Annotated in this window: 14 protein-coding genes and 1 pseudogene; 4 read left to right on the forward strand and 11 right to left on the reverse strand. The window is 62.7% G+C overall.

Annotation, left to right across the window (positions count from 1 at the left end):
* Positions 1-23: 23 nt before the first annotated feature.
* The 4 genes and pseudogenes from mdtD to CAK78_RS22505 all read right to left on the reverse strand — a co-directional run bounded on the left by mdtD (position 24) and on the right by CAK78_RS22505 (position 4,807).
* Positions 24-1,411: pseudogene (gene mdtD / locus CAK78_RS22490) on the reverse strand (multidrug transporter subunit MdtD).
* Between the two features lie 61 nt (positions 1,412-1,472).
* Positions 1,473-2,600 (reverse strand): CobW family GTP-binding protein, encoded by a 1,128-nt coding sequence (locus CAK78_RS22495; protein WP_176452897.1) that lies wholly within the window; start codon positions 2,598-2,600, stop codon positions 1,473-1,475.
* Between the two features lie 71 nt (positions 2,601-2,671).
* The gene (locus CAK78_RS22500; protein WP_094698771.1) at positions 2,672-4,066 is read right to left on the reverse strand and encodes a D-arabinono-1,4-lactone oxidase; all 1,395 of its coding nucleotides are present in this window, start codon (positions 4,064-4,066) and stop codon (positions 2,672-2,674) included.
* Positions 4,067-4,189: 123 nt separating this feature from the next.
* Positions 4,190-4,807, reverse strand: a complete 618-nt coding sequence (locus CAK78_RS22505) for a LysE family translocator (RefSeq protein ID WP_024944780.1) — start codon at positions 4,805-4,807, stop codon at positions 4,190-4,192.
* Positions 4,808-4,883: 76 nt separating this feature from the next.
* On the opposite strand from CAK78_RS22505, the gene CAK78_RS22510 reads away from it, so the two are divergent.
* Complete coding sequence (locus tag CAK78_RS22510) at positions 4,884-5,792, forward strand: LysR family transcriptional regulator (protein ID WP_094698772.1); 909 nt, start codon at positions 4,884-4,886, stop codon at positions 5,790-5,792.
* A gap of 4 nt (positions 5,793-5,796) precedes the next feature.
* On the opposite strand, the gene CAK78_RS22515 is transcribed toward CAK78_RS22510, so the two are convergent.
* The 3 genes from CAK78_RS22515 to CAK78_RS22525 all read right to left on the reverse strand — a co-directional run bounded on the left by CAK78_RS22515 (position 5,797) and on the right by CAK78_RS22525 (position 12,644).
* Positions 5,797-7,395, reverse strand: a complete 1,599-nt coding sequence (locus CAK78_RS22515) for an EAL domain-containing protein (RefSeq protein ID WP_094698773.1) — start codon at positions 7,393-7,395, stop codon at positions 5,797-5,799.
* Positions 7,396-7,559: 164 nt separating this feature from the next.
* Entirely contained in the window at positions 7,560-10,157 is a 2,598-nt protein-coding gene (acnB, locus tag CAK78_RS22520; RefSeq protein ID WP_094698774.1) for a bifunctional aconitate hydratase 2/2-methylisocitrate dehydratase, read from the reverse strand.
* A gap of 228 nt (positions 10,158-10,385) precedes the next feature.
* Positions 10,386-12,644, reverse strand: a complete 2,259-nt coding sequence (locus CAK78_RS22525; RefSeq protein ID WP_094698775.1) for a patatin-like phospholipase family protein — start codon at positions 12,642-12,644, stop codon at positions 10,386-10,388.
* Positions 12,645-12,891: 247 nt separating this feature from the next.
* Between CAK78_RS22525 and CAK78_RS22530 the strand changes: the two genes are divergently transcribed.
* The 3 genes from CAK78_RS22530 to CAK78_RS22540 all read left to right on the forward strand — a co-directional run bounded on the left by CAK78_RS22530 (position 12,892) and on the right by CAK78_RS22540 (position 16,905).
* Positions 12,892-14,799, forward strand: a complete 1,908-nt coding sequence (locus CAK78_RS22530; RefSeq protein WP_176452898.1) for a methyl-accepting chemotaxis protein — start codon at positions 12,892-12,894, stop codon at positions 14,797-14,799.
* A gap of 132 nt (positions 14,800-14,931) precedes the next feature.
* Positions 14,932-16,578 carry a methyl-accepting chemotaxis protein gene (locus tag CAK78_RS22535; protein WP_010635966.1) on the forward strand — a complete coding sequence of 549 codons (1,647 nt, stop codon included), beginning with the start codon at positions 14,932-14,934 and terminating at the stop codon, positions 16,576-16,578.
* Between the two features lie 144 nt (positions 16,579-16,722).
* Positions 16,723-16,905 (forward strand): hypothetical protein, encoded by a 183-nt coding sequence (locus CAK78_RS22540; protein ID WP_017779057.1) that lies wholly within the window; start codon positions 16,723-16,725, stop codon positions 16,903-16,905.
* Between the two features lie 72 nt (positions 16,906-16,977).
* Here the strand turns inward: CAK78_RS22540 and lpdA are convergent, their stop codons facing one another.
* From lpdA to pdhR, 4 genes are all read right to left on the reverse strand, one after another.
* Positions 16,978-18,408: a dihydrolipoyl dehydrogenase gene (lpdA, locus tag CAK78_RS22545; RefSeq protein WP_094698777.1), complete on the reverse strand. Its 1,431-nt coding sequence runs from the start codon at positions 18,406-18,408 to the stop codon at positions 16,978-16,980.
* Between the two features lie 149 nt (positions 18,409-18,557).
* Positions 18,558-20,471, reverse strand: coding sequence for a pyruvate dehydrogenase complex dihydrolipoyllysine-residue acetyltransferase (gene aceF, locus CAK78_RS22550; RefSeq protein WP_094698778.1), 1,914 nt, complete (start codon positions 20,469-20,471; stop codon positions 18,558-18,560).
* 113 nt (positions 20,472-20,584) lie between these two features.
* Positions 20,585-23,245: a pyruvate dehydrogenase (acetyl-transferring), homodimeric type gene (gene aceE / locus CAK78_RS22555; protein ID WP_017766424.1), complete on the reverse strand. Its 2,661-nt coding sequence runs from the start codon at positions 23,243-23,245 to the stop codon at positions 20,585-20,587.
* Between the two features lie 79 nt (positions 23,246-23,324).
* The gene (gene pdhR, locus CAK78_RS22560) at positions 23,325-24,089 is read right to left on the reverse strand and encodes a pyruvate dehydrogenase complex transcriptional repressor PdhR (RefSeq protein ID WP_005305630.1); all 765 of its coding nucleotides are present in this window, start codon (positions 24,087-24,089) and stop codon (positions 23,325-23,327) included.
* Positions 24,090-24,323 lie beyond the last annotated feature (234 nt).

Raw genomic sequence — 24,323 nt, forward strand, 5'->3', positions numbered from 1 at the left:
GTCCCGCGCCAGCTGGGCGAAGATCAGCGCTTGTCCCGCGCCAGCTGGGCGAAGATCAGCGCCGCCAGCATCGACATCAGGCCGATGCAGAGGTAGGTGAGGTGAAAGCCTCCCAGCCACTGGCCATCCGCCGCCGACGAGCCGGCAGAGAAGAGCCCCAGCAGGCTGGCGGCGATGGCCACCCCCAAGCTCATGGAGAGCTGCATCACCACCGACAGCAGGCCGTTGCCGCTGCTGGCGAACTCCGGGCTGAGATCCTGCAGGGTCAGGGTGTTCATGGCGGAGAACTGCAGCGAGTTGATGGCGCCAAACACCATCAACCAGCCCAGCAGCACCCCGTAGGGGAGCTGGTTGTCGATGAGGGAGAAGCTGGCGATCATCACCCCGAGCGCCAGGGTGTTGCCAATCAGGATGCGGCGATAGCCGATGCGCGGAATGAGCTTGTTCACCAGCGTCTTGGTCAGCATGGCCCCCAGCACGGTGGGGATCATGGTCATCCCCGCCTTGCTCGGCGAGAAGCCGAGCCCCAGTTGCAGAAACAGCGGGGTGAGAAACGGCATGGCGCCGCTGCCGAGGCGGGCAAACAGGTTGCCCCAGATGCCGATGGCGAAGGTACTGGTCTTGAACAGCCCCAACCCGAACAGCGGCTCCTCGGCATTGGCGGCATAGAGCCAGTAACTCGCCATGGCGGCCAGCCCGAACAACAGGGCAAACAGCGCCCAGCCGGTGGAGATGCTGTGCTCCCCCAGCCCCTGCAGGCCTACCGACACCAGCACCATGCCGGCGCTGAACATCACGAATCCCTGCCAGTCGAATTTGGCCGTGCTCTGGCGCAAGTCCGGCATGAAGTACCAGCTGGCGATGAAGCCGAGCAACCCCACCGGCAGGTTGATGAGAAACACCCAGTGCCAGCTCGCCACTTCCACCAGCCAGCCACCCAGTGCCGGGCCGATGAGCGGCCCTACCAGGCCGGGGATGGTGACGAACGACATCACCCGCAGCAGCTCGTGCTTGCTGTAGACCCGCAGTACCGCCAGCCTGCCGACCGGCATCAGCAGGGCGCCACCGATCCCCTGCAGCACCCGGGCGGCCACCAGCACCGGCAGGGAGTTGGCGGCGGCACAGGCCAGAGAGCCCAGGGTAAACAGCAGGATGGCGGCCAGATAGATGCGGCGGGTACCGAATCGGTCCGCCAGCCAGCCGGAAGCGGGAATGAGCAGCGCCACCGTCAGCATGTAGGCGATGATCACCGACTGCATCTGCAGCGGGCTCTCGCCCAGGGTCTCGGCCATGCTGGGCAGGGCGGTGTTGAGGATGGTGCCATCCAGCGTCTGCATGAAGAACCGACCGCCGTGAGCGGCGGCAGCCATTTGCGCTGGGCAGGGGTCACCATGTGTGTGCTATCGGGCATCTGCAGCCACCTCCTCTTCAGACAAAAAAAGACCCGCACAAGCGCGGGTCATCTCATTACATCAGGAATCAGGCTGGCCGAGCATGGCTCTGAGCTGCTCTTCCAGGCTGGGCTCGGGCGCCTTGAGGGTATCAAGGAACAACCGCTCTATGCCCGCCTTGTCCTGACTCTTCACGATGAACACCAGCCGGGACTGGGCCTTGCCTTCCGGCCACTCCCCCAGCGCCTGCAACGGATAGAGCTGGCCATGAACGCCGTGGATCACCACCGGCTGGCTCTCGCCTTCCAGCTGCAAGATGCCCTTGAGCCGCAGCAGCGCATCGCCGTATTGCGCCTGCACCGCGTCGATGGCGGCCAGCAGGCGGGAGGGCTTGAGCGGCTCGCCGATGCGCAGGGCGAAACTCTCGATATTGCCGTGCTCGAAGTGGGTCGGCGCGGCCGTGCCCACCTTGGCGGCGAATGGCTTCATCTTCGGCTGCATCGGCGAGGCCAGCCCCTGTTTCGGGGCTTCGGTGCACAGCCAGGCCAGCAGCTGGCGCACGTCGCGCCCGGCCGCCTCGTTGTAGGCCCCCAGCTTCTCCAGCACCGCAGGCGACAGCACCCCGTTGCTGACCCGTTCGATGGGGGCTGCTGGGTTGAGGGCCGCCAGCTGGGCTTCGACCCGCTCCAGCTGCTCGTCCTCCACCAGGTCGCCCTTGCTCACCACCAGCAGATCCGCCAGCGCCACCTGTTTCACCGCTTCATACTGAGCCGCCAACTGCTGCTCGATATGGCCGGCATCCACCACGGTGACGGTACCGTCGAAGCGGTAACGCTGGGCGATAAAGCCCTCCTCCCTCAGCGTGAACAGCACGGGGGCCGGATCGGCGAGGCCAGTGGTCTCGATAATGAGTCGCTTGAACGGTTTGATCTTGCGCTGAATGGCCTTCATGAACAGCCCCTGCAGCGCCTCCACCAGGGAGCCCTGCACCGAGCAGCAGATGCAGCCGGAATCGAGCAGCACCACCTGCTCGTCCACCTGCTGCACCAGGTGGTGATCCAGCCCCACCGAGCCGAACTCGTTGATCAGCACAGCGCACTCGCCAAGCTCGGGCTGCTTGACCCAGTGGTTGAGCAATGTGGTCTTGCCGCTGCCGAGAAAGCCGGTCAGCAGGGTCACGGGGATACGAGTATCTTGCATGTCCGTCATAGGGATGACTCCCCTCTCGTCAGCAGGGTCACGGGGATGCGGGTATCTTGCATATCGGTCATGTCAGGTCCTTACCGGTTGGCAAACAGGTCGGCGAGCCAGCGGTTTTCGAAGCGGCCGTGGGGGTCGAGCTCGCCCTTGAGGGCCAGGAAGTCGTGCCAGCGCGGCAGCAGGGCCGGGAAGTCGTAGAGATCCATCGCCAGGTGCTTGCCAAAGTGCGGGATGCCGCCAAGCGGTACCAGCAGTTGCTGCAGCTCGCGCATCTGCTCCATGGAGCCGTTGACGAAGGTGCCGTCCGCCGCCAGATAGACCAGGAACCCGATCCAGCAGACCGACTGATCATAGGCGGCGCTGAGCCAGGCCTTGGAGGGGCCGGTGCAGCGCAGGATAAAGGGGTAGTGCAGCACGCCGGGGTTGGCCTGCTGCCACGCCTGCAGGGTCTCCAGCGCCTCGTTCATGCGATGCAGCGGCACCGCCACTTCGCAGTTGATCTGGGGCGCCGGGATCCCCTTGCAGAGGATCTGGTAGACGTTGCCCACCAGATCGGAGGCATCCTTGAAGCGGCGCACCGTCTCGAAGTGCTCGCCGGCCAGCGCCTCATCCTTGGTGTCCTTGGCCATCTTCTGCAGAGTCGCATCTATGGTGGCGTTCATGCGGGCGTCGATGTCGCCCTCCAGCAGCAGCGGCTCGCTGCCACCTGCCCGATAACGGGCCACCTCCTCCTCGGAGGCGGGGTCCACCAGCCAGATGTGGCTCTCACCGGTCCAGGCGAACCACCAGCTTTTCACGAAGGCGTGCTCGCGGTTGAGCCGCTCGTTGTGTTCCAGCAGGAAGGGGTAGTCGGTGGTGAACTTGGTGCAGCGCATGATGCGGTTGGGCACGGTCTGCAGAGTGACGTCGAGCAGGATGCCGAGCATCCCCATCCCCATCACGAAGGCACCGAAGCGGGGGTCGGTGCGATCCACCCGGATGATGTCGCCACTGGCCAGCATCACGGTCATGGCCGCCACCGCATCACAGAGGGCGGACTGGTGCAGCCCCTGGCCGTGGGTGCCGGTGCTGAGCGCACCGCCCAGGGTCTGGATGCCGATGACGCCGGGGGAAGCCGGCAGCATCCGTTCCATGGCGATGAGATCGGCGTAGACGGTATCGAGCGGGGTGCCCGCCTGATAGGTCACGGTGTCGGCGGTCTGCGCCAACTGGCCACGCAGGTGGTGCAAGTCCACCAGCAGCGCCTGGCTGCCCTCGGCATAGACGCTGTGGATAGGTTCGAAGGAGAGGCCGGAGCCGATGAGGCGCAGCTTGCGCTCGGGGTTTTCCCGCAGCAGTTGCTGCAGTTCGTCGCGATTCTTCGGACGCCACACCTGCTCCAGTGCACCGAGCGGATTGGTCCTGGACCAGTTGAACAGCACCTCCCGCTGACCTATCGCCTTGATGCTGTGAAATGCCTGGAACCTGACCGTCATACCACCCCTCATCTTTATTGACGTCAAAATGAGCGCCAATTCTACCGAAAAGCGGACCACAAGGCATGAAAAACAAGCCCCTACAGTCGGGGGTGGATAGGGGAGAGCGCCTCTCCCCTCACCTCAGCGCGTCTGCTGGGTCAGTGCCAGCAGCATGCCGAATCCCACCAGCAGCCCACCGAACACCCGATCGATCCAGTGGCGCACCGCCAGCAGCCGACCCCGCACCGAGTCGGTGGAGAAGAAGATCGCCACCGCGCTGAACCAGACGGCGTGGGCCAACACGATGAAGGCGCCGTAACCGAGCTGGACCGCCAGCGGTGTCTGCGGCTGCACCACCTGCATGAACAGACTGACAATGAAGATGGTGGTCTTGGGGTTGAGCACATTGGTCAGAAAACCGGTGCGCAGCGCCCCCAGGCTGGAGAGGGCGGGCTGCTCGGCCAGCACCTCGGCGGTCACCGGCTTGGCCCGCAGCATCTTGATGCCGAGGAAGATGAGGTAGGCGGCCCCCGCCAGCTTGATGAGATTGAACAGCCAGAGCGACTGCTGGATCAGCAGCCCCACCCCGAGCAGGGTGTAGGTGACGTGCACGCAGACCCCGGCGCCGATGCCCAGCGCCGTCAGCACCCCGCTGCGGCGCGAGAGCAGCAGGCTGTTGCGCGACACCATGGCGAAGTCGGGTCCCGGGCTGATGACGGCAAAGAAGGTAATGGCTACTACAGCTAACAGTTCGGTCATGAAAATAGTCCTAATCACATGGAATATCGGCTATTTTATTTGGCCATAGCACCAATAACGAACGATAACTTCTGACATGAACGGTGAGAATAACTCACAGAAAAACCTGTCGCTGCCCGCCCTGACCGCGCTGCGCTGTTTCGAGGTGGCGGCCCGCACCGAACACTTCAGCCGCGCCGCCGACGAGCTGCACCTCACCCACGGCGCGGTCAGCCGGGCGGTGCGGCTGTTGGAGGAGGATCTGGGAGTCATGCTGTTCGAGCGGCGCCAGCGCCGAGTCTTTCTGACCGAGGCGGGCGAACGGCTCTATCAGGCGGTCAGGGAGGGGCTGGGCGGTATCCGCCAGACGGCGCAGGCACTGCGCCAGCAGGGGCGGCCGACGTCGCTGGTCATCTCCTGCGAACCGACCCTGCTGATGCGCTGGCTGATCCCGCGCTGGCCCGCCTTCCAGGCCCTGCACCCCGAGCTGGACGTACACCTGATGGCCGGTGGCGGCGCCCTCAACTTCGGCAGCGGCATCGATCTCGCCATCCGGCGCAACGACTTCCAGTGGCCCGCCGAGCTCTACAGCCAGCCGCTGTTCGAAGAGCTGACCGGGCCGGTCTGCCAGCCGGGCAAGGTGGCGCACTTCTTCGAGACGGGGGCAAACGGCCCGGCCCTGCGCCCTGGCGCCCCCCGCCTGCACACCAAGACCCGGCCGGGGGCCTGGCAGGAGTGGTTGCAGCACGCCGGCCAACCCGCCGGCGAGGAGGCACCGGGGCAGACCTTCGAGCACTTCTACTTCAGCCTGCAGGCGGCGGTTGCCGGGCTGGGAGTCGCCATCGGCCCCTACCGGCAGGTGTGCGACGACATAGAAGCCGGCCTGCTGGTAGCGCCGCTCGGCTTCATTGCGGATGGCACCGGCTATCACCTGCTCGCCCCCGCTCCGCCCGCTCCCGGCAGTGCCCACGCCAAGCTCGCGGAGTGGCTGCACGCCCTCACCTGACGACTCAGGCCGAGAGCGCCTGCCGCGCGGGATCGACGCAGGAGTGGCGCAGCACCTCCTGAAATTCGCGCAGCGGCAGCGGGCGGCCAAACAGATAGCCCTGCAGGTAGTCGACCCCCTTGCCCCTCAGGTAGTCGGCCTGCCGGCGCGTCTCCACCCCCTCGGCCACCAGCGCGAGGCCGAGCCGGGTTCCCAGATCGATCACGTTGTCGACTATGTGCTCGGAGAGGGATTCGGTGCCGATCCTGCCGATAAATGACTTGTCTATCTTGAGATAGTCCACATGGAACTGCTGCAGATAGTGCAGGCTGGAGTGGCCGGTACCAAAGTCGTCGATAGCCAGCCTGACCCCCATCTCGTCGAGCCGGCGAAACAGCGCCAGCGTCTTGGGATCCGCCACCAGCAACTCCCGCTCGGTCAGCTCCAGCACCAGCACCACCTGGCCAGGCGCGAAGTGATCGAGGAAGCGCCGGCACCCGGCAAGCAGCGTCATGTCGCGGCAGTGGACGGCACTGATGTTGAAGCTGATGTGAAAGCCGTGGGGCACCAGCTCTCGCGCCATGCTCAGCTCGCGGGCCACCTCCTCCATCAGCAGGGTGGTCATCGGCACGATCAGGCCGCTCGCCTCCGCCTGGGGGATGAAGAGATCGGGGCGGATCAACCCGGCCGTCGGGTGCTGCCAGCGCATCAACACCTCGCCTCCCATCACCCGACCACTCCCCGCCTCCACCAGCGGTTGCAGATAGGGTACGAACTCCCGATTGCGCAGGGCACGGGCCAGCTCGATCCCGGGGGAACGGGGTCGCCCCAGCAACCACCAGATGAGCAGGGCAAAGCCGAAGCAGATCCCCAGCAACAGCAGGATGGCCCAGGGGCGGGTCTGCCAGAGGGAGCGCCAGAGCGAAGGGAGATCGTGCCCGGCATAGATGGAGAGCGGGTAGCGGGTAGCGGGCAGAGCGGGTAGCGGGTAGCGGGCAGAGCGGATCTCATGACCGGCCAGCATGGAGGGCGCCTGCGGCTCTTCACTCAGCACGCCCCGCTCATCCAGCCACTGTTTGCCTACGTGCAACAGCAGGGTGCAGGGGTGGCCACTCAGCACCAGCATGAAGCGCAGGTAGTCGCTGTCTATGGTGCTGAAGATGGCGCCCTCGCTGTCGCGCAGCGCCAGCAAGGGGTGATCGGCCCTCACCTGATTGCCGGCCATCAGCCGCAGCCGGCCACCGCTGTAATGCTCGAGCCGATCCGGCCACTGGATAGCACCAAACAGCGAGTTGCAATAGATCCCCTGCTCCCCCACCAGGTTGACGGTGCGCACGAAGGGCACCAGCGCCACCTGCTGGCGCAGGGTGAACAGGGCCTGCTCGCACGGTTTGTCAACGAAGGGACGCAAGGCCTGGTTGGCCCCCTCTGCGTGGGTCAGCATGATCTCCATCAGGGTGACCGCCTGTCGGGCCGAACGTTGCGACTGGCGATCCAGCGTCTGCAGATGACCGTGGTAGATGGTCCACAGCCCGAGCGAAAAGGGCAGCATGAACAGCAGCAAGGTGCATCCGAACCTTAGCCAGGTACGGGAGAAATCCAGGTTGAGCGGCGACATCGACATGGCGGGACCATACAGCAAACATGGCAGCCCACCTTAACAGCCGATGCTGAATCGGGCCCTAACATGCGCAAAGATTGACCAGATGCTGACAGCGAGACAAACAAAAGCCCCGGCACGGGCCGGGGCTTGGAGTCAGTACGGATGCGCTCTGTCGGCGCCTCCCCTTATACCGCTTGCTGCAGGATCACCGCATCGGCCTTCTTGGTGTAGGAGGCGATCTCGTTGAAGTTGAGGTAGCGATAGGTGTCGGCGGCAGTGGCATCCAGCGACTTGGCATACTGCAGGTACTCGGCCACGGTCGGGATCTTGCCGAGGATGGCGGCAACCGCAGCCAGTTCGGCGGAGGCCAGATAGACGTTGGCACCCTTGCCCAGACGGTTCGGGAAGTTGCGGGTGGAGGTGGAGACCACGGAGGCCCCTTCCGCTACCCGCGCCTGGTTGCCCATGCAGAGGGAGCAGCCGGGTATTTCGATGCGGGCACCGACCCGGCCGAAGATGCCGTAGTAGCCCTCTTCGGTCAGCTGATCCTTGTCCATCTTGGTGGGCGGGGCGATCCACATGCGGGTCGGCAGCTCACCCTGATACTTCTCGAGCAGTTTGCCGGCGGCACGGAAGTGGCCGATGTTGGTCATGCAGGAACCGATGAACACCTCGTCAATCTGGTCGCCGGCCACGCTGCTCAGCAGGCGGGCATCGTCCGGATCGTTCGGCGCACACAGGATCGGCTCCTTGATGGTGGCCAGATCGATCTCGATGATCTCGGCGTACTCGGCGTCCTTGTCCGCTTCCATCAGCACCGGGTTGGCCAGCCACTCTTCCATCCCCTTGATGCGGCGGGTGATAGTGCGCACATCGCCGTAGCCTTCGGAGAGCATCCACTTCAGCATGACGATGTTGGACTTCAGATACTCGATGATCGGCTCTTTATCCAGCTTGATGGTGCAACCGGCGGCGGAGCGCTCGGCGCTGGCGTCCGCCAGCTCGAATGCCTGCTCCACCTTGAGGGTCGGCAAACCTTCGATCTCGAGGATGCGGCCGGAGAAGATGTTCTTCTTGCCCGCTTTCTCGACGGTCAGCAGCCCTTTCTGGATGGCAGCGTAGGGGATGGCATGGACCAGGTCACGCAGGGTGATACCCGGCTGCAGCTCGCCCTTGAAGCGCACCAGCACGGATTCCGGCATGTCCAGCGGCATCACGCCGGTGGCGGCGGCGAAGGCCACCAGGCCAGAGCCCGCCGGGAAGGAGATGCCGATGGGGAAACGGGTGTGAGAGTCACCACCGGTACCCACGGTATCCGGCAGCAGCATGCGGTTCAGCCAGGAGTGGATGACGCCGTCCCCCGGACGCAGGGAGACACCGCCGCGGTTCATGATGAAGTCCGGCAGGGTGTGGTGGGTCTGTACGTCGATGGGCTTGGGATAAGCCGCGGTGTGGCAGAAGGACTGCATGGTCAGGTCGGCGGAGAAGCCGAGGCAGGCCAGGTCTTTCAGCTCGTCGCGGGTCATCGGGCCCGTGGTGTCCTGGGAGCCGACCGTAGTCATCTTGGGCTCGCAGTAGGTGCCCGGGCGGATGCCCTTCACGCCGCACGCCTTGCCCACCATCTTCTGGGCCAAGGTGAAGCCTTTGCCGGTATCGGCCACAGGCTGCGGACGACGGAACACGGTGGAGAACGGCAGACCCAGCGCTTCGCGGGCCTTGTCGGTCAGGCCGCGGCCGATGATCAACGGAATACGGCCACCGGCACGCACTTCGTCGATCAGCACGTCGGTTTTCAGTTCAAACTGGGCCAGCACCTGCTCGGTGCCGTGCTTGCAGATCTTGCCCTGATACGGGTAGATGTCGATCACATCGCCCATTTCCAGCTTGGAGACGTCCACTTCGATGGGCAGGGCGCCGGCATCTTCCATGGTGTTGAAGAAGATCGGAGCAATCTTGCCGCCGAGGCAGACACCGCCGGCGCGCTTGTTCGGCACGAACGGAATGTCGTCGCCCATGAACCAGAGCACCGAGTTGGTGGCGGATTTACGGGAAGAGCCGGTACCGACCACGTCACCCACGTAAGCCAGCGGGAAACCTTTCTCTTTCAGGGCATCGATGGTCTTGATCGGGCCGATGACGCCATCCTTGTCCGGGGTGATGCCTGGACGGGCGTTCTTCAGCATGGCCAGCGCGTGCAGCGGAATGTCCGGGCGGGACCAGGCGTCCGGCGCCGGTGACAGATCATCGGTGTTGGTTTCGCCGGTCACCTTGAACACGGTGACGGTGATCTTCTCGGCCAGTTCGGGGCGGGAGAGGAACCACTCGGCGTCGGCCCAGGATTGCATCACCTGCTTGGCGTGGGCATTGCCCGCCTTGGCCTTCTCTTCCACGTCGTGGAAGGAGTCGAACATCAGCAGGGTGTGGGAGAGGCCCTTGGCGGCAAGAGGAGCCAGGGTCGCATCGTCCAGCAGGTCGATCAGCGGTTGAATGTTGTAACCACCCTGCATGGTACCGAGCAGCTCGACGGCTTCGGCAGCGGTGAGGATGGGAGAGTGGGCTTCGCCCTTGGCGACGGCGGTGAGGAAGCCGGCTTTGACATAGGCCGCTTCATCAACGCCTGGGGGAATACGGGAGGACAACAGCTCTTTCAGAAAGTCTTGTTCACCGGCGGGCGGGTTCTTGAGCAGTTCGACCAGGGCGGCGACCTGCTCTGCGTCCAGAGGTTTGGCAACCACGCCTTCGGCGGCACGTTCTGCGACGTGTTTACGGTATGTTTCAAGCACGACTAATTCCTCTTTGGTCTTTTTTTGGGGTTCGCCCACGCTCGCGGCGATCGTCCTTGCGGGACACCCGTAGGGTGCCCCCCACTATATAAGTTTTAACGACTAATTAAAATCCAAAGCCTGTACAGATATTCATCAAAACAACATAACCATCTAAACTTGCTGATGTTTTACAAGCTGACAAATGGCGCACCATAAATAAGTTAACAAAAAGGCATCATTTACCCGTTATTCGAACGTGCTGCCCAATTGCAGATAGAACATGTCGTTGCCCCCCTCCGCCATGCCGTAGCCGAGGAAGATGGGGCCAAGGAAGCTCTCCACCCCGACATAGACGGAGCCGGCGGTGAAGGAGCTCTCCATGCTGATCTCTTCTCCCTTGTTCCACACCCCGCCCTGCTCGAGGGAGCCCCCCAGATAGAGCGGGGCCCGCAGTGCGCCGAAGTCGTTGTCCGCTACCCGATAGATGTAGCGCAGCCCGCCAAACAGGCTGTAACGACCGCTCAGCTGGTAGCGCTGGAAACCGGACATGCGGAACAGCCCGCCCAGATCCTGCACGAACAGCGGATACTCCTCCTGCGAGGTGGAACCTCCCCCTTCCAGCAAGAGGTTAAGGCTGTGTCTGTCCCAGGACCAGGGTTTGATCATCGCCAGGTGATAGTTGACCCCCTCATAGCACTCATTGATATCACTGCTGTTATCCAGCCGGACGGCGGAGTACCCCCCCTTGATATCCCAGTAGGCGCCCTGATAGGGGAAGTTGCGGCTGTCGAGGGTGTCGTGTTCGAAGCGAACATAGGGTCCCCAGGAGGAGGCATCCACCTTGGCATCCGATACGTTGCGAATGTCGATGTCGCCCACCTTCCCCTCCAGTCCGAGCGAGAGACGGCTCCAGGGCTGGCGATTCCAGCCCACCGCCAGATCGACGCTGGTGAAGTTGTATTCGGAATCGATATAGCTCACCCCATCGGCCGCTCGCGTCTCCTCGGGCATGAAGATGCGGCGCTGGGTCTTGTCATAGGCCAGGCTAGCCTCGCCGAAGAAGGTCTGGGAGGGCTCCAGCGGGGTGTAGAAGTCGGTCTTGAAGTGCTTGGCGGTACCGAGGGATGCCTCTGTCAGCCACTCGCCCCCCCAATCGTTGACGTTGGTGAGGGTGTAGGACATGCCCACGTTGTAGTTGGAGCTGCTCTCGAAGTCATCGGAGAAGCCGAACTGGAAGTTGAGGTAGCCCGGCCCCCAGTTCTTCTCGCTGGCGTCGACCACCAGCACGTTCTCGCCACCCCGCTCTTCCACCTCGTAGGTGATGCGATCGAACGACTCCAGCGCATAGAGCCGGCGAATGCCCGCCTCCAGGCTCTCGTTGGTCTGGATCTTGTCGGGACGCACCTTCAGCATGGCGCGCACCGTCTCGTCGGAGAGACGGGACTTGTTGATGATCTCCACCTTGTCGATGTAGTAGGCGGGCTGGCCGCTGCGCTCGGCACGCCGGCTCAGCTTCTGGTTGCGATAGGCGGCATAGGCGGCCGGTGAGAGGGAGAGCTTGTCGAGCTGGGCCGAGGCGCGGTTGGCCACCTCCTCTCCGAGCTTGATCCCCTCCGGCATCAGGGCAAAGTCGGCGATGCCCATGTTGCCGAACTCCGGCGTCAGCAGAATGTCGTCTGGCCCCATCAGCGCCTTCTGTTTCTCGGTGCCGACCTGGGTCATGTAGGTGGTGAGCTGGTCGATCATGGCGAGCCCGGATTTGAGGGACTCGCGGGTGCGCAGCCTGGCGCTGATGTCCACCGCGATCACCACGTCGGCCCCCATCGCCTTGGCCACGTCCACCGGCATGTTGTTGACGGTACCGCCATCGGCCAGGATGTGCCCCTCCCACTCCACCGGCTTGAGGGCGCCGGGAATGGACATGGAGGCCTGCATCGCCTTGGCCAGGCTGCCGTGGTCCAGCACGAAGGGGGTCACCGTCTCCATGTCGGTGGCCATGGCGCGGTAGGGAATGGGCAGATCGTTGAAGCTCTTCTGTACCGGCAGGTTGGAGGTGGCGTGGCGCAGCAGGCTGGCCATGGACTGGCCCTGGAAGAAACCGTCGGGGAACTGGACCGAGTCGCCGTTGACGCCGATGTCGGTGCGCAGCTGATACTGCTCGCTCTGCTGCTTCTTGCGCAGGGAGAGTTCATCGCGCCCTACCTTGTCCTGATAGCCCTTGTTCCAGTCGATGGCCAGGGTGGTGCGCTCCACCTCTTCGGCGCTCAGCCCCATGGCGTACATGCCCGCCACGTAGGAGCCCATGCTGGTGCCCACTATGATGTCAACCGGGATGCGCTTCTCCTCAAGCACCTTGAGGATGCCGATGTGGGCCGACCCCTTGGCACCGCCGCCGCTCAGCACCAGGGCTATTTTGGGCCGCTCGGACTGGGCCGCCGCCATCAGTGGCAGACAGGCCAGCAACATCAGGAACAGGGGGTTCCATCCTCGACGAAAGATGCGCATATGATTTTCCATTGAATCCAGGACAAGCCAGCTAGGCAGTGAAGCCTACTATAAGGTGCGCAAAACGAACCGCAACAGTTGGCACGGGTTATCGGCACGCATTCCGACGCAGGCGGACACAGCCAGGCCAGGCGGCGATGTGAGCGCAAACGTAATCCATCAATAAAGTGGGCCGGCCTATCAAGGGTGGCGCCGGGCTGCCGCTAATATGTGCTCAATCCTGCGTTCATCCACCCGAGTCACTCTTATGCTTGCAAGCCTGACACTCAAACAGAAAATTCTGGCCACGGTCAACCTGGCCGTGGTGCTCTCCTGCCTGCTGGTGGGCTACTTCAGCCAGCGCTCGGCCCAGCAGCTGATCGAAACCCGCATGTTCGAACAGGAGCTGCCCAACCTGACCCAGCGCATCGGCAAGGAGATCGAGAAGGATCTCACCTCGGTCGCCGGCGCCGCCAGACAGCTGGCCAACGATCGCTTCGTGCTGGACTGGGTGGCCCGCGGCATGCCCAAGGAGCAGGAGAGCATCCTCATCGACCAGCTCAAGGACATGACGAGCCAGTATGGGCTGGTCACCGCCTCCTTCGCCGATCGCCAGAGCGCCGCCTACTACAACCAGGATGGCTTCCTGCGCAACCTCACCCCGGAGCAGGACGCCTGGTTCTACGGCTACACCAAGAGCCCGCAAGACCTGATGCTCAGCATCTTTCGCGAGAGCAACGGCGAGGTGAAGCTGTTCGTCAACTTCCAGCAACTCAATGGCCGCGGCCTCGCCGGTCTCGCCAAGTCCCTCGACAGCATGGTCAGCATGCTCGCCAACTTCCGCATCGGTGACAGCGGTTTCGTCTTCATGACCGATGGCAGCGGCAAGGTGAAGCTGCACCCCGACGCCAGCCGCATCGACCGGGACAGCCTGACCCAGCTGGCAAGCGGCAGCACCAACCTGCTCAACAAACAGCCCTTTGCCGCCACCCACGCCGAGGTGGATGGTCAGCCGGTGGTACTGGCCAGCAGCTACATTCCGTTGCTCGACTGGTATCTGGTGGCCCAGGTACCGGAAGCGGAGATCTATGCCGAACTGGATCGGGCCCGCCTGCACATCCTGCTGGTGAGCCTGGCCATCGCCGCCGGCATGGGCCTGCTCGGCATGCTGCTGGCCGGCTCGGTGAGCCGCCCGCTCAACCAGCTGGCCCGCCTGTTCCGTGAACTCGGCAGCGGCGACGGCGACCTGACCCAGCGCCTCAAGGTGGAAGGGCGGGATGAACTGGCCCAGGTGGCCACCGGCTTCAACAACTTCGTCGCCAAGATCCACGGCTCCATCGAGCAGGTGGCGAGCAACTCCCGCCAGCTCGCCGTCACCGCCAACGAGGTGGCCGCCAAGGCCCAGCTGACCCAGCACAACTGTACCGCCCAGCGGGATCGCACCGTGCAAGTGGCCACCGCCATCCACGAGATGGGGGCCACCGTGAGTGAAATCGCCGGCAATGCGTCGCTGGCGGCTGACGTGGCCAAGCAGGCCAACGAGCAGGCGGATGCGGGTGCCGGCGTAGTCGCCCAGGCCCGTCATGGCATCGTCGGCCTCTCCGGCGAGATTGAAGGGGTGGCCGGGGTCATCGAGTCGCTGGCCAGCCAGACCGACTCCATCGGCAGCATCCTCGACACCATTCGCAGCATCTCGGAGCAGACCAACCTGCTGGCGCTCAACGCCGCCATCGAGGCCGCCCGCGCCGGCGAGCAGGGCCGCGGCTTCGCAGTGGTGGCCGACGAGGTGCGCAACCTCGCCAGCCGCTCCGCCGCCTCCACCGCCGAGATCCAGGGCATGATCAACCGGTTGCAGGAGCAGAGCGCCCGTGCCGTCAGTGCCATGGCCCAGGGCCGCAACCAGAGCCTGGAAGTGGTCACCCAGGCCGATGCCGCCAACGGCGCCCTCGGCCAGATCACCGCCCACATCACCCAGATCAGCGACATGAACATCCAGGTCGCTACCGCCACCGAGGAGCAGTCCAGCGTGGTGGGCGAGATCAACCGCAACGTGGAAGACATCAACCAGCTCACCATGGAGACCGCCGACATCGCCCACCAGCTGACCGAGTCGAGCCGCAGCCTGCAGCACCTCTCCGGCGAACTGGACAAGCTGGTCGGCAACTTCCGACTTTGAGGCTTTTGACATCACAAGGGGCGCATGGCGCCCCTTTTTGTTGGCCGTTTGTTAACAAAGGCTCAAGTTGGCGCCAGATCCGTCGATTTATACTGTGATAATTCACATCGTCATGATCAGCGAGGAGAGCCCATGCTAGAGGGTAAACTGACAATCAAGAGCCAGTTGATACTGGCTGTCGCCGTGCCCTGTCTGGCGCTGCTGCTGGTGGGCGCCGCCAGCCTTCGCAGCATGGGCGCTATCGAACGACAGGCCACCGAGCTCTACGAGAACACCGCCACCCCGATGCGGGCCATGGCAGAGGTAGTGTCGCGCATCCCCCGCATGCGGGTGGGGCTCGACATGATGCTGCTGCAAGAAACCTCGCTCAAGGATGAAAAAGGGGTGTTGACCCGGGTCAAGGAGACACGGGAAGAGGACATCCCAGAGATGCGCCAGGCCATGCAGCTGGCTGTCAACGCCCAGGTCGATCCTGCCGCGCGGCAAAATGCCCAGCAGCTGTTCGAACAATTCGAAGCGATGGAAAAGAGTGAGTTGCAGCCCATGCTGGCAGCCATGGAACAGGGTGACATGGAGAGTGCACGGCGCATCTACAAGGAACGCTACGCGGTGACCTACGGCACCATGCGCAAGAGTGCCAACACCCAGCTCGACGAACTGATGAAGCTGGCCCAGCAGCGTCACGCCATCAGTCAGCAGAGCTTCGCACGGGGCGAAAGTCAGATGCTCGCCATCATAGGAGGCGCACTCGTCATCTGCCTGCTGGTCTCCTTTCTGGTACTGCGTGGCCTGCGCAATCGCGTCAGCTTCCTGCAACAGTACATTGGCTATGCCGCCGAACACCTGGCACTGGATTCCCGTGCCCAGCTGAAGGGCAATGACGAGCTGGCGGAGATCACGGTGAGCTTCAATCATTTCGTCAGCAAGATCCACAGCGCCATCGAGCAGGTAGCCCGCAACTCCCATCAACTGGCGGCCACCGCCGACGAGGTGGCCGCCAAGGCCCAGCTCACCCAGCACAACTGCACCGCCCAGCGGGATCGCACCGTGCAGGTGGCCACTGCCATCCACGAGATGGGGGCCACCGTGAGCGAAATCGCCGGCAATGCCTCCCTCGCCGCAGAAGTGGCGAGACAGGCCAACGAGCAGGCGGATGCAGGGGCCGGCGTGGTCGCCCAGGCCCGTCATGGCATCGTCGGCCTCTCCGGCGAGATTGAAGGGGTGGCCGGGGTCATCGAGTCGCTGGCCAGCCAGACCGACTCCATCGGCAGCATCCTCGACACCATTCGCAGCATCTCGGAGCAGACCAACCTGCTGGCGCTCAACGCCGCCATCGAGGCGGCCCGTGCCGGCGAGCAGGGCCGCGGCTTCGCGGTGGTGGCCGACGAGGTGCGCAACCTCGCCAGCCGCTCCGCCGCCTCCACCGCCGAGATCCAGGGCATGATCAACCGGTTGCAGGAGCAGAGCGCCCGCGCGGTCAACGCCATGACCCAGGGCCGCAACCAGAGCCTGGAAGTTGTCACCCAGGCCGATGCCGCCAACGGCGCCCTCGGCCAGATCACCGCCCACATCACCCAGATCAGCGACATGAACATCCAGGTCGCCACCGCCACCGAGGAGCAATCCAGCGTGGTGGGCGAGATCAACCGCAACGTGGAAGACATCAACCAGCTCACCATGGAGACCGCCGACATCGCCCACCAGCTCACCGAGTCGAGCCGCAGCCTGCAGCACCTCTCCGGCGAGCTGGACAAGCTGGTCGGCAACTTCCGGCTGTAACTTTTGGCGCCTACTTCATCACCCGACAGAGGGCGCTGCGGCGCCCTCTGTCGCCACCACGGCAAGCCGTGACGCAGGCGCTTTTACGCCGCCTCCACCGGCTTCTGAAAATGCCCCATAATCAGGAAAATGAGAGGAGGAGTTATGGGCAAGCTGGTAGTGATGATAGTGCTGGGGGGGCTGCTCAGCGCCTGCAGCAGCGGGCCGGTGCGGGTGCACGGTGCCGACGTGAGCGTGGACGATACCCGGATCCGGGTCAGCGACGGGGATCGGGGGGGCTACGGCACCTTCTGCCCGCCCGGCCAGGCGAAGAAGGGGCGCTGCTGACAACCGGCCGCCTGCCGCTGAAAAACAAAAAGCCGCTCGATTGAGCGGCTTTTTCATGAGGCGGGAAGAGAATTACTTCTTCTTCTTCTTGGCCTTGGCGTTCGGCAGGTCGGTGATGGAGCCTTCGAACACTTCGGCAGCCAGGCCCACGGACTCGTGCAGAGTCGGGTGAGCGTGGATGGTCAGCGCGATGTCTTCGGCGTCGGCACCCATCTCGATGGCCAGACCGATTTCACCCAGCAGTTCACCACCGTTGGTACCCACGATGGCACCACCGATGACACGGCCGCTCTCCTTGTCGAAGATCAGCTTGGTCATGCCGTCGGAGCAGTCGGACGCGATGGCGCGACCGGAAGCAGCCCACGGGAAGGTGGCGACTTCGAAGTTCAGGCCCTGTTGCTTGGCTTCTTTCTCGGTCAGACCCACCCAGGCCATCTCCGGCTCGGTGTAGGCGATGGACGGGATCACTTTCGGGTCGAAGTAGTGCTTCTTGCCGGCGATGACTTCGGCCGCCACGTGGCCTTCGTGTACACCCTTGTGCGCCAGCATCGGCTGACCGACGATGTCGCCGATGGCGTGGATGTGCGCCACGTTGGTACGCAGCTGCTTGTCCACCTCGATGAAACCGCGCTCGGTCACGGCAACGCCGGCCTTCTCGGCATCCAGCATCTTGCCGTTCGGCACGCGACCTACGGCAACCAGCACGTTGTCGTAGCGAACCGGCTCGGCCGGGGCGTGCTTGCCTTCGTAGGAGACGTACAGGCCGTCTTCACGGGCTTCAACTGCGGTGACCTTGGTCTCCAGCATGATGTTGAATTTCTTAGCCACGCGCTTGGTGTAGATCTTGACGATATCTTTGTCGGCAGCCGGTACCAGCTGGTCCGCAAATTCCACCACGTCGATCTCGGAACCCAGGGAGGAGTACACGGTACCCATCTCCAGACCGATGATGCCGCCACCGATGACCAGCAGTTTGCCAGGAACGGTAGTCAGCTCCAGCGCATCGGTAGAGTCCCATACGCGGGGGTCGTCATGGGGGATGAACGGCAGCTTAACCGGACGGGAACCGGCGGCGATGATGGCGTTGTCGAAGGTGACGGTGGTCTTGCCGTCGGCGCCTTCCACTTCCAGGGTATTCGGGCCGGTGAACTTGCCGAAGCCGTTCACAACCTGGACTTTACGCATCTTGGCCATGCCGGCCAGACCGCCGGTCAGCTGGTTGATGACCTTCTCTTTCCACAGACGCACCTTGTCGATGTCGGTCTGCGGGGCACCGAAGACGATGCCGTGCTCGGCCAGCGCCTTGGCTTCTTCAATGACTTTGGCGACGTGCAGCAGCGCCTTGGACGGGATGCAGCCCACGTTCAGGCAGACGCCCCCCAGGGTGGAGTAACGCTCGACGATAATGGTATCCAGACCCAAGTCAGCCGCACGGAAGGCAGCGGAATAACCGGCAGGGCCAGCACCCAGTACTACGACCTGGGTTTTGATTTCTTTACTCATCATGACCTCTTTGTCGTTCTTATATCCCCGGACAGCGCAGTCTTAAACCAGAACGAGGCGGCTGCAGCCGTGAAAAAAACGGGGCAAGTTTACAATCCTGTTAACGAAATGAGAAGTAAAAAGGGCAGGCTCTGGGCCCGCCCTCTCACTTACAGGACCAGTCGACGGATGTCGGACAGCACGCCGTTCATGGTGGTGATGAAGCGAGCTCCATCGGCACCATCGATGACGCGGTGGTCGTAGCTCAGGGCCAGCGGCAGCATCAGGCGTGGCGCGAACTCTTTGCCGTTCCACTTCGGCTTCATCTCGGACTTGGAGACGCCCAGGATGGCCACTTCCGGCGCGTTGACGATCGGGGTAAAGCTGGTACCACCGATGCCACCCAGGCTGGAGATGGTGAAGCAACCGCCCTGCATGTCGGCAGCGGTCAGCTTGCCGGCACGGGCCTTCTTGGAGATCTCGGCCAGATCGCGAGACAGCTCCATGATGCCCTTCTTGTTGACATCGCGAACCACCGGCACAACCAGACCGTTGGGGGTATCCACCGCCACACCGATGTGGATGTACTTCTTCATGATCAGCTTGCTGCCATCTTCGGACAGGGAGCTGCAGAAGCGCGGATGGGCTTCCAGTGCCTTGGCGGCGGCTTTCAGGATGAACACCAGCGGGGTGATCTTCACGTCTGCCTTCTGCTTCTCGAGCATCGCGTTCTGCTCTTTGCGGAACGCTTCCAGCTCGGTGGTATCGGCTTCGTCGAACTGGGTGACATGGGGGATCATGACCCAGTTGCGGTGCAGGTTCGGACCGGAGATCTTCTGGATGCGGGTCAGATCGACCTCTTCCACATCACCGAACTTGCTGAAATCGACCTTCGGCCACGCCAGCACACTCATGCCGTTGCCGTTACCAGTGCTTTGACCTGCAGCCGGAGCGGACTCGGCGCGCTTGACCGCATCCTTCACGTAGGCCTGCACGTCTTCTTTGACGATGCGGCCCTTGCGACCGGAGGCTTTCACCTTGGCCAGGTTGACACCGAACTCGCGCGCCAGACGGCGCACGGCCGGAGAGGCGTGTACGTAGGCATCGTTGGCAACGAAGTCGGAGGCGGCAGCAGCCTGGGCAACCGGCGCAGGAGCAGCGGCAGCCGGAGCAGCGGCAGCCGGAGCGGCAGCAACAGGTGCAGCGGCAGGAGCCGGAGCAGCCACGGCAGCCGGAGCGGCACCAGCCACTTCGAATACCATGATCAGGGAACCGGTGGAGACCTTGTCACCCGCCTTCACCTTGATCTCTTTGACCACACCGGCGAACGGCGCAGGCACTTCCATGGAGGCCTTGTCACCTTCCACGGCGATCAGGGACTGGTCGGCTTCAACCTTGTCACCCACGGCGACCATGATCTCGGTGACTTCGACTTCGTCGCCACCGATATCCGGTACATTGACCTCTTTGGCTGCGGCGGCAACCGGGGCAGCAGCCACGGGAGCGGCAGCCTGGGCCGGTGCAGCAGCAACGGCAGGAGCGGCACCAGCTACTTCAAAGACCATCACCAGAGAACCGGTAGAGACCTTGGCGCCAGCGGCAACCTTGATCTCGACCACGCGGCCCGCGAACGGTGCCGGCACTTCCATGGAGGCCTTGTCACCTTCCACGGCGATGATGGACTGGTCGGCTTCAACCATGTCGCCCACAGCAACCATGATCTCGGTCACGTCCACTTCGTCGTCACCGATGTCCGGCACGTGCACGTCTTTGCGAGCGGCAGCAGCAGGAGCGGCGGCCGGTGCGGCTGCAACCGGTGCAGCGGCCTGGGCCGGCGCAGGTGCAGCAGCACCCTCGGCTTCGAAGATCATGATCTGGGAACCGGTGGCAACCTTGTCGCCCACCTTGATCAGGATCTCTTTGACGATACCGGCGGACGGGGCCGGGACTTCCATGGAGGCCTTGTCGCCTTCTACCGCGATGATGGACTGATCGAGTTCGACCTTGTCACCCACGGCCACCATGATCTCGGTGACTTCAACTTCATCGGCGCCGATATCCGGCACCATAATCTGTTTGGACATTGTGCTTTATCCTCTTGCGTGCATCCGCGTGACCGACTGCTGTCACACGTCTTTCGCGTTAACCTTTGCAAGGCCGTGCCGGACAACGAGTCCCGGCACGACACTTGATCCTCTTACGCGTACAGCGGGTTGACCTTGTCGGCATCGATGCCGTACTTGGCGATGGCCTCGGCCACAACCTGCTTGTCTACCTCGCCACGCTTGGCCAGTTCGGTCAGGGCAGCAACCACTACGTAGAACTCGTTCACTTCGAAGTGACGACGCAGGTTGGCACGGCTGTCGGAACGGCCGTAACCGTCGGTACCCAGCACGCGATAGTTTTCGGTCGGCACGAAGGCACGCACCTGATCGGCGAAGGACTTCATGTAGTCGGTCGCAGCGATGGTGGCTTCGGAACCCAGCACCTGAGCGATGTAGGGAACGCGAGCCTCGGCAGTCGGGTGCAGCATGTTCCAGCGATCCGCGTCCTGACCGTCACGAGCCAGCTCGTTGAAGGAGGTGACGCTGAACACGTCGGAGCCGATGCCGTATTCGTTGGCCAGGATCTGGGCGGCGGTGCGCACGTGACCCAGGATGGAACCACAACCCAGCAGCTGTACCTTGGCCTTGGTGCCGGCCACGGTTTCCAGCTTGTAGATACCCTTGCGGATGCCTTCCTCGGCGCCTTCCGGCATGGCCGGCATGGCGTAGTTCTCGTTCAGAGTGGTGATGTAGTAGAACACGTTCTCCGGGTTCTCACCGTACATGCGACGCAGACCGTCCTGTACGATCACCGCTACTTCATAGGCGTAGGACGGGTCGTAGGAGACGCAGTTCGGGATGGTATTGGCCAGGATGTGGCTGTGACCATCTTCGTGCTGCAGACCTTCGCCGTTCAGGGTAGTACGACCGGAGGTTGCACCCAGCAGGAAGCCACGGGCTTGCTGGTCACCGGCTGCCCACGCCATGTCGCCGATCCGCTGGAAGCCGAACATGGAGTAGTAGATGTAGAACGGGATCATCGGGCAGTCGTTGGTGCTGTAAGAGGTCGCAGCAGCCAGCCAAGAGGACATGGCGCCCAGCTCGTTGATACCGTCTTGCAGAACCTGACCCTGCTTGTCTTCCTTGTAGTAGGAGACGATGTCGCGGTCTTGCGGGGTGTACTGCTGACCGTGCGGGCTGTAGATACCGATCTGGCGGAACAGGCCTTCCATACCGAAGGTACGGGCTTCGTCAGCCAGGATCGGCACGATGCGCTTGCCGATGGACTTGTCTTTCAGCATCACGTTCAGGGAACGCACGAACGCCATGGTGGTGGAGATTTCACGCGCCTGTTCACCCAGCAGCGGACCGAAGGCATCCAGCGCCGGGATTTCCAGCTTGGTGGTGCTCTCGCGCAGACGGGTCGGAACATAACCCTTCAGAGCGGCACGACGGGCGTGCAGGTACTTGTGCTCTTCGGTACCCTCTTCGATCTTCAGGTACGGCAGGTTTTCCAGCTGCTCGTCGGTCACCGGCAGGTTGAAACGATCGCGCAGGTGACGCACTGAGCCCAGATCCATCTTCTTGACCTGGTGAGCGATGTTCTTGCCTTCGGCCGCTTCGCCCATGCCATAACCCTTGATGGTCTTGGCCAGGATCACGGTCGGCTTGCCCTTGGTCTGTGCAGCCTTGGAGAAAGCGGCAAACAGTTTGCGAGGATCGTGACCACCGCGGTTCAGGGCGAAGATCTCCTCGTCGGTCATGTCTTTGACCAGCGCGGCGGTTTCCGGGTAACGGTTGAAGAAGTGCTCGCGCACGTAGCCACCATCGCGGGACTTCATGGTCTGGTAGTCACCATCCACGGTCTCGTTCATCAGCTGGATCAGCTTGCCGGAAGTGTCTTTCTTCAGCAGCTCATCCCACTTGCGACCCCAGATAACCTTGGTGACGTCCCAGCCGGCGCCGGCGAACAGGCCTTCCAGCTCGTTGATGACCTTGCCGTTGCCGACCACCGGGCCATCCAGACGCTGCAGGTTGCAGTTCACCACAAACACCAGGTTGTCGAGCTTTTCACGCACGGCAACGGTCAGGGCGCCCTTGGCTTCCGGCTCGTCCATCTCGCCGTCACCCAGGAAGGCGTAAACGGTCTGCTCGGAGCAATCCTTGATGCCACGGTCGGTCAGGTACTTCAGGAAGCGGGCCTGATAGATGGCGGCGATGGGGCCCAGACCCATGGAGACGGTCGGGAACTGCCAGAATTCCGGCATCAGTTTCGGGTGCGGGTAGGAAGGGATACCCTTGCCATCCACTTCCTGACGGAAGTTGTCCAGCTGCTCTTCGGTCAGACGACCTTCGGCGAAGGCACGGGCGTAGATGCCCGGGGAGATGTGACCCTGGAAGTAAACCAGATCGCCACCGTCCTTCTCGTTGCGGGCACGGAAGAAGTGGTTGTAGCAGACTTCGTAGATGGTCGCGGAAGAGGCGAAGGAAGACATGTGACCACCCAGGTCCAGGTCTTTCTTGGAGGCGCGCAGCACGATCATCATGGCGTTCCAGCGGATGATGGCGCGAATGCGACGCTCCATCTCCAGGTCGCCCGGGTAAGCCGGCTCGTCGCTGGACGGGATGGTGTTGATGTAATCGCGATTTGCCTTGGCAGCCACGTCCACACCGCTTGCGCGGGCTTTCTCGGCCAACTGTTCAAGGATGAACTGAGCGCGTTGCGGACCCTCTTCACGCAGCAGGGATTCCAGAGAGGCAAGCCACTCCAGCGTTTCTATCGGGTCCACATCGTTCTTCAGGATATCAGACATGGCTGGTTCCTATTATGTTGTGATTGCACGGCATTGCACGGCGAAGGGCGCAAGCATTCGACAATAAAGCCTTGTGGGATTAGTTTTCCTGCTGACGGATCCGACGCATGGATCGCTGGATCCGGCTGTCTTCCCTCTGCATATCCAACAAGGTGTCCTCGATAAAGGCCAGGTGCTCATGACAAGCTGCCCTGGCCCGCTCCGGAGCCCCCGACAGGATAGCCTCGATCAGATGCGCGCGATGGCGACGGATCTTGGCGACCACTCCCGGACGGCGATTCAGAATTTCGTTATTGCGTAAAATGTTCTGCTCAAGCATGGGGCCCATGGCCCGCAGCAGATGCAGCAGCACCACGTTGTGGGACGCCTCGGCCACCGCCAGATAGAACTGGGTGACGGCAGCGGATTCGGCTACCAGCGAGCCTTGCTGGCCAGCCTCCTCGATGGCGGACTGCACCTGACGGATCCGCTCGAAATCGGCTTCCGTTCCCCGCAATGCAGCATAGTAGGCACAGATGCCTTCCAGCGCGTGGCGAAACTCCAGCAGGTCGTACTGGGCTTCCGGGTGGGTGCTGAGCAGCTCGAACAGGGGATCGGCGATCCCTTTGCTCAAGGCATTCTGTACGTAAGTGCCGCCGCCCTGACGGCGATACAAGAGTCCTCTTGCCTCGAGGCGCTGGATGGCTTCGCGCAGCGAAGGGCGCGAAACCTGAAACTGGATGGCCAGTTCCCGCTCGGGCGGCAACTTCTGGCCCGGCTGCAAACTGCCTTCCAGAATCATCTGTTCCAGCTCGGCGACAATGGCGTCGGCCAACTTGGGTTGAGTAATCTTGAGATAGGGCATGAGGCTGCTTTGTTAAATTGGTATTACCAATTTCATGAATGGGGCGAAAATTAGCAGAGGGCATGGGAAAAGTCCACCCAAAAGATGATCTGAATCAAGAATCAACCTTGCCACTTAAGGGGTAAATAGAGGGATTTATGATTTGGCTCATAGAAATTGGTCAGACCAATATTTTTGACACGACTCACAGGCAACATTTGATCAACAGCGAATAAAAATGGCCTGCCATAGAGT

It is taken from the genome of Aeromonas sp. A35_P (assembly GCF_002259925.1).
Classification (GTDB): domain Bacteria; phylum Pseudomonadota; class Gammaproteobacteria; order Enterobacterales; family Aeromonadaceae; genus Aeromonas; species Aeromonas dhakensis.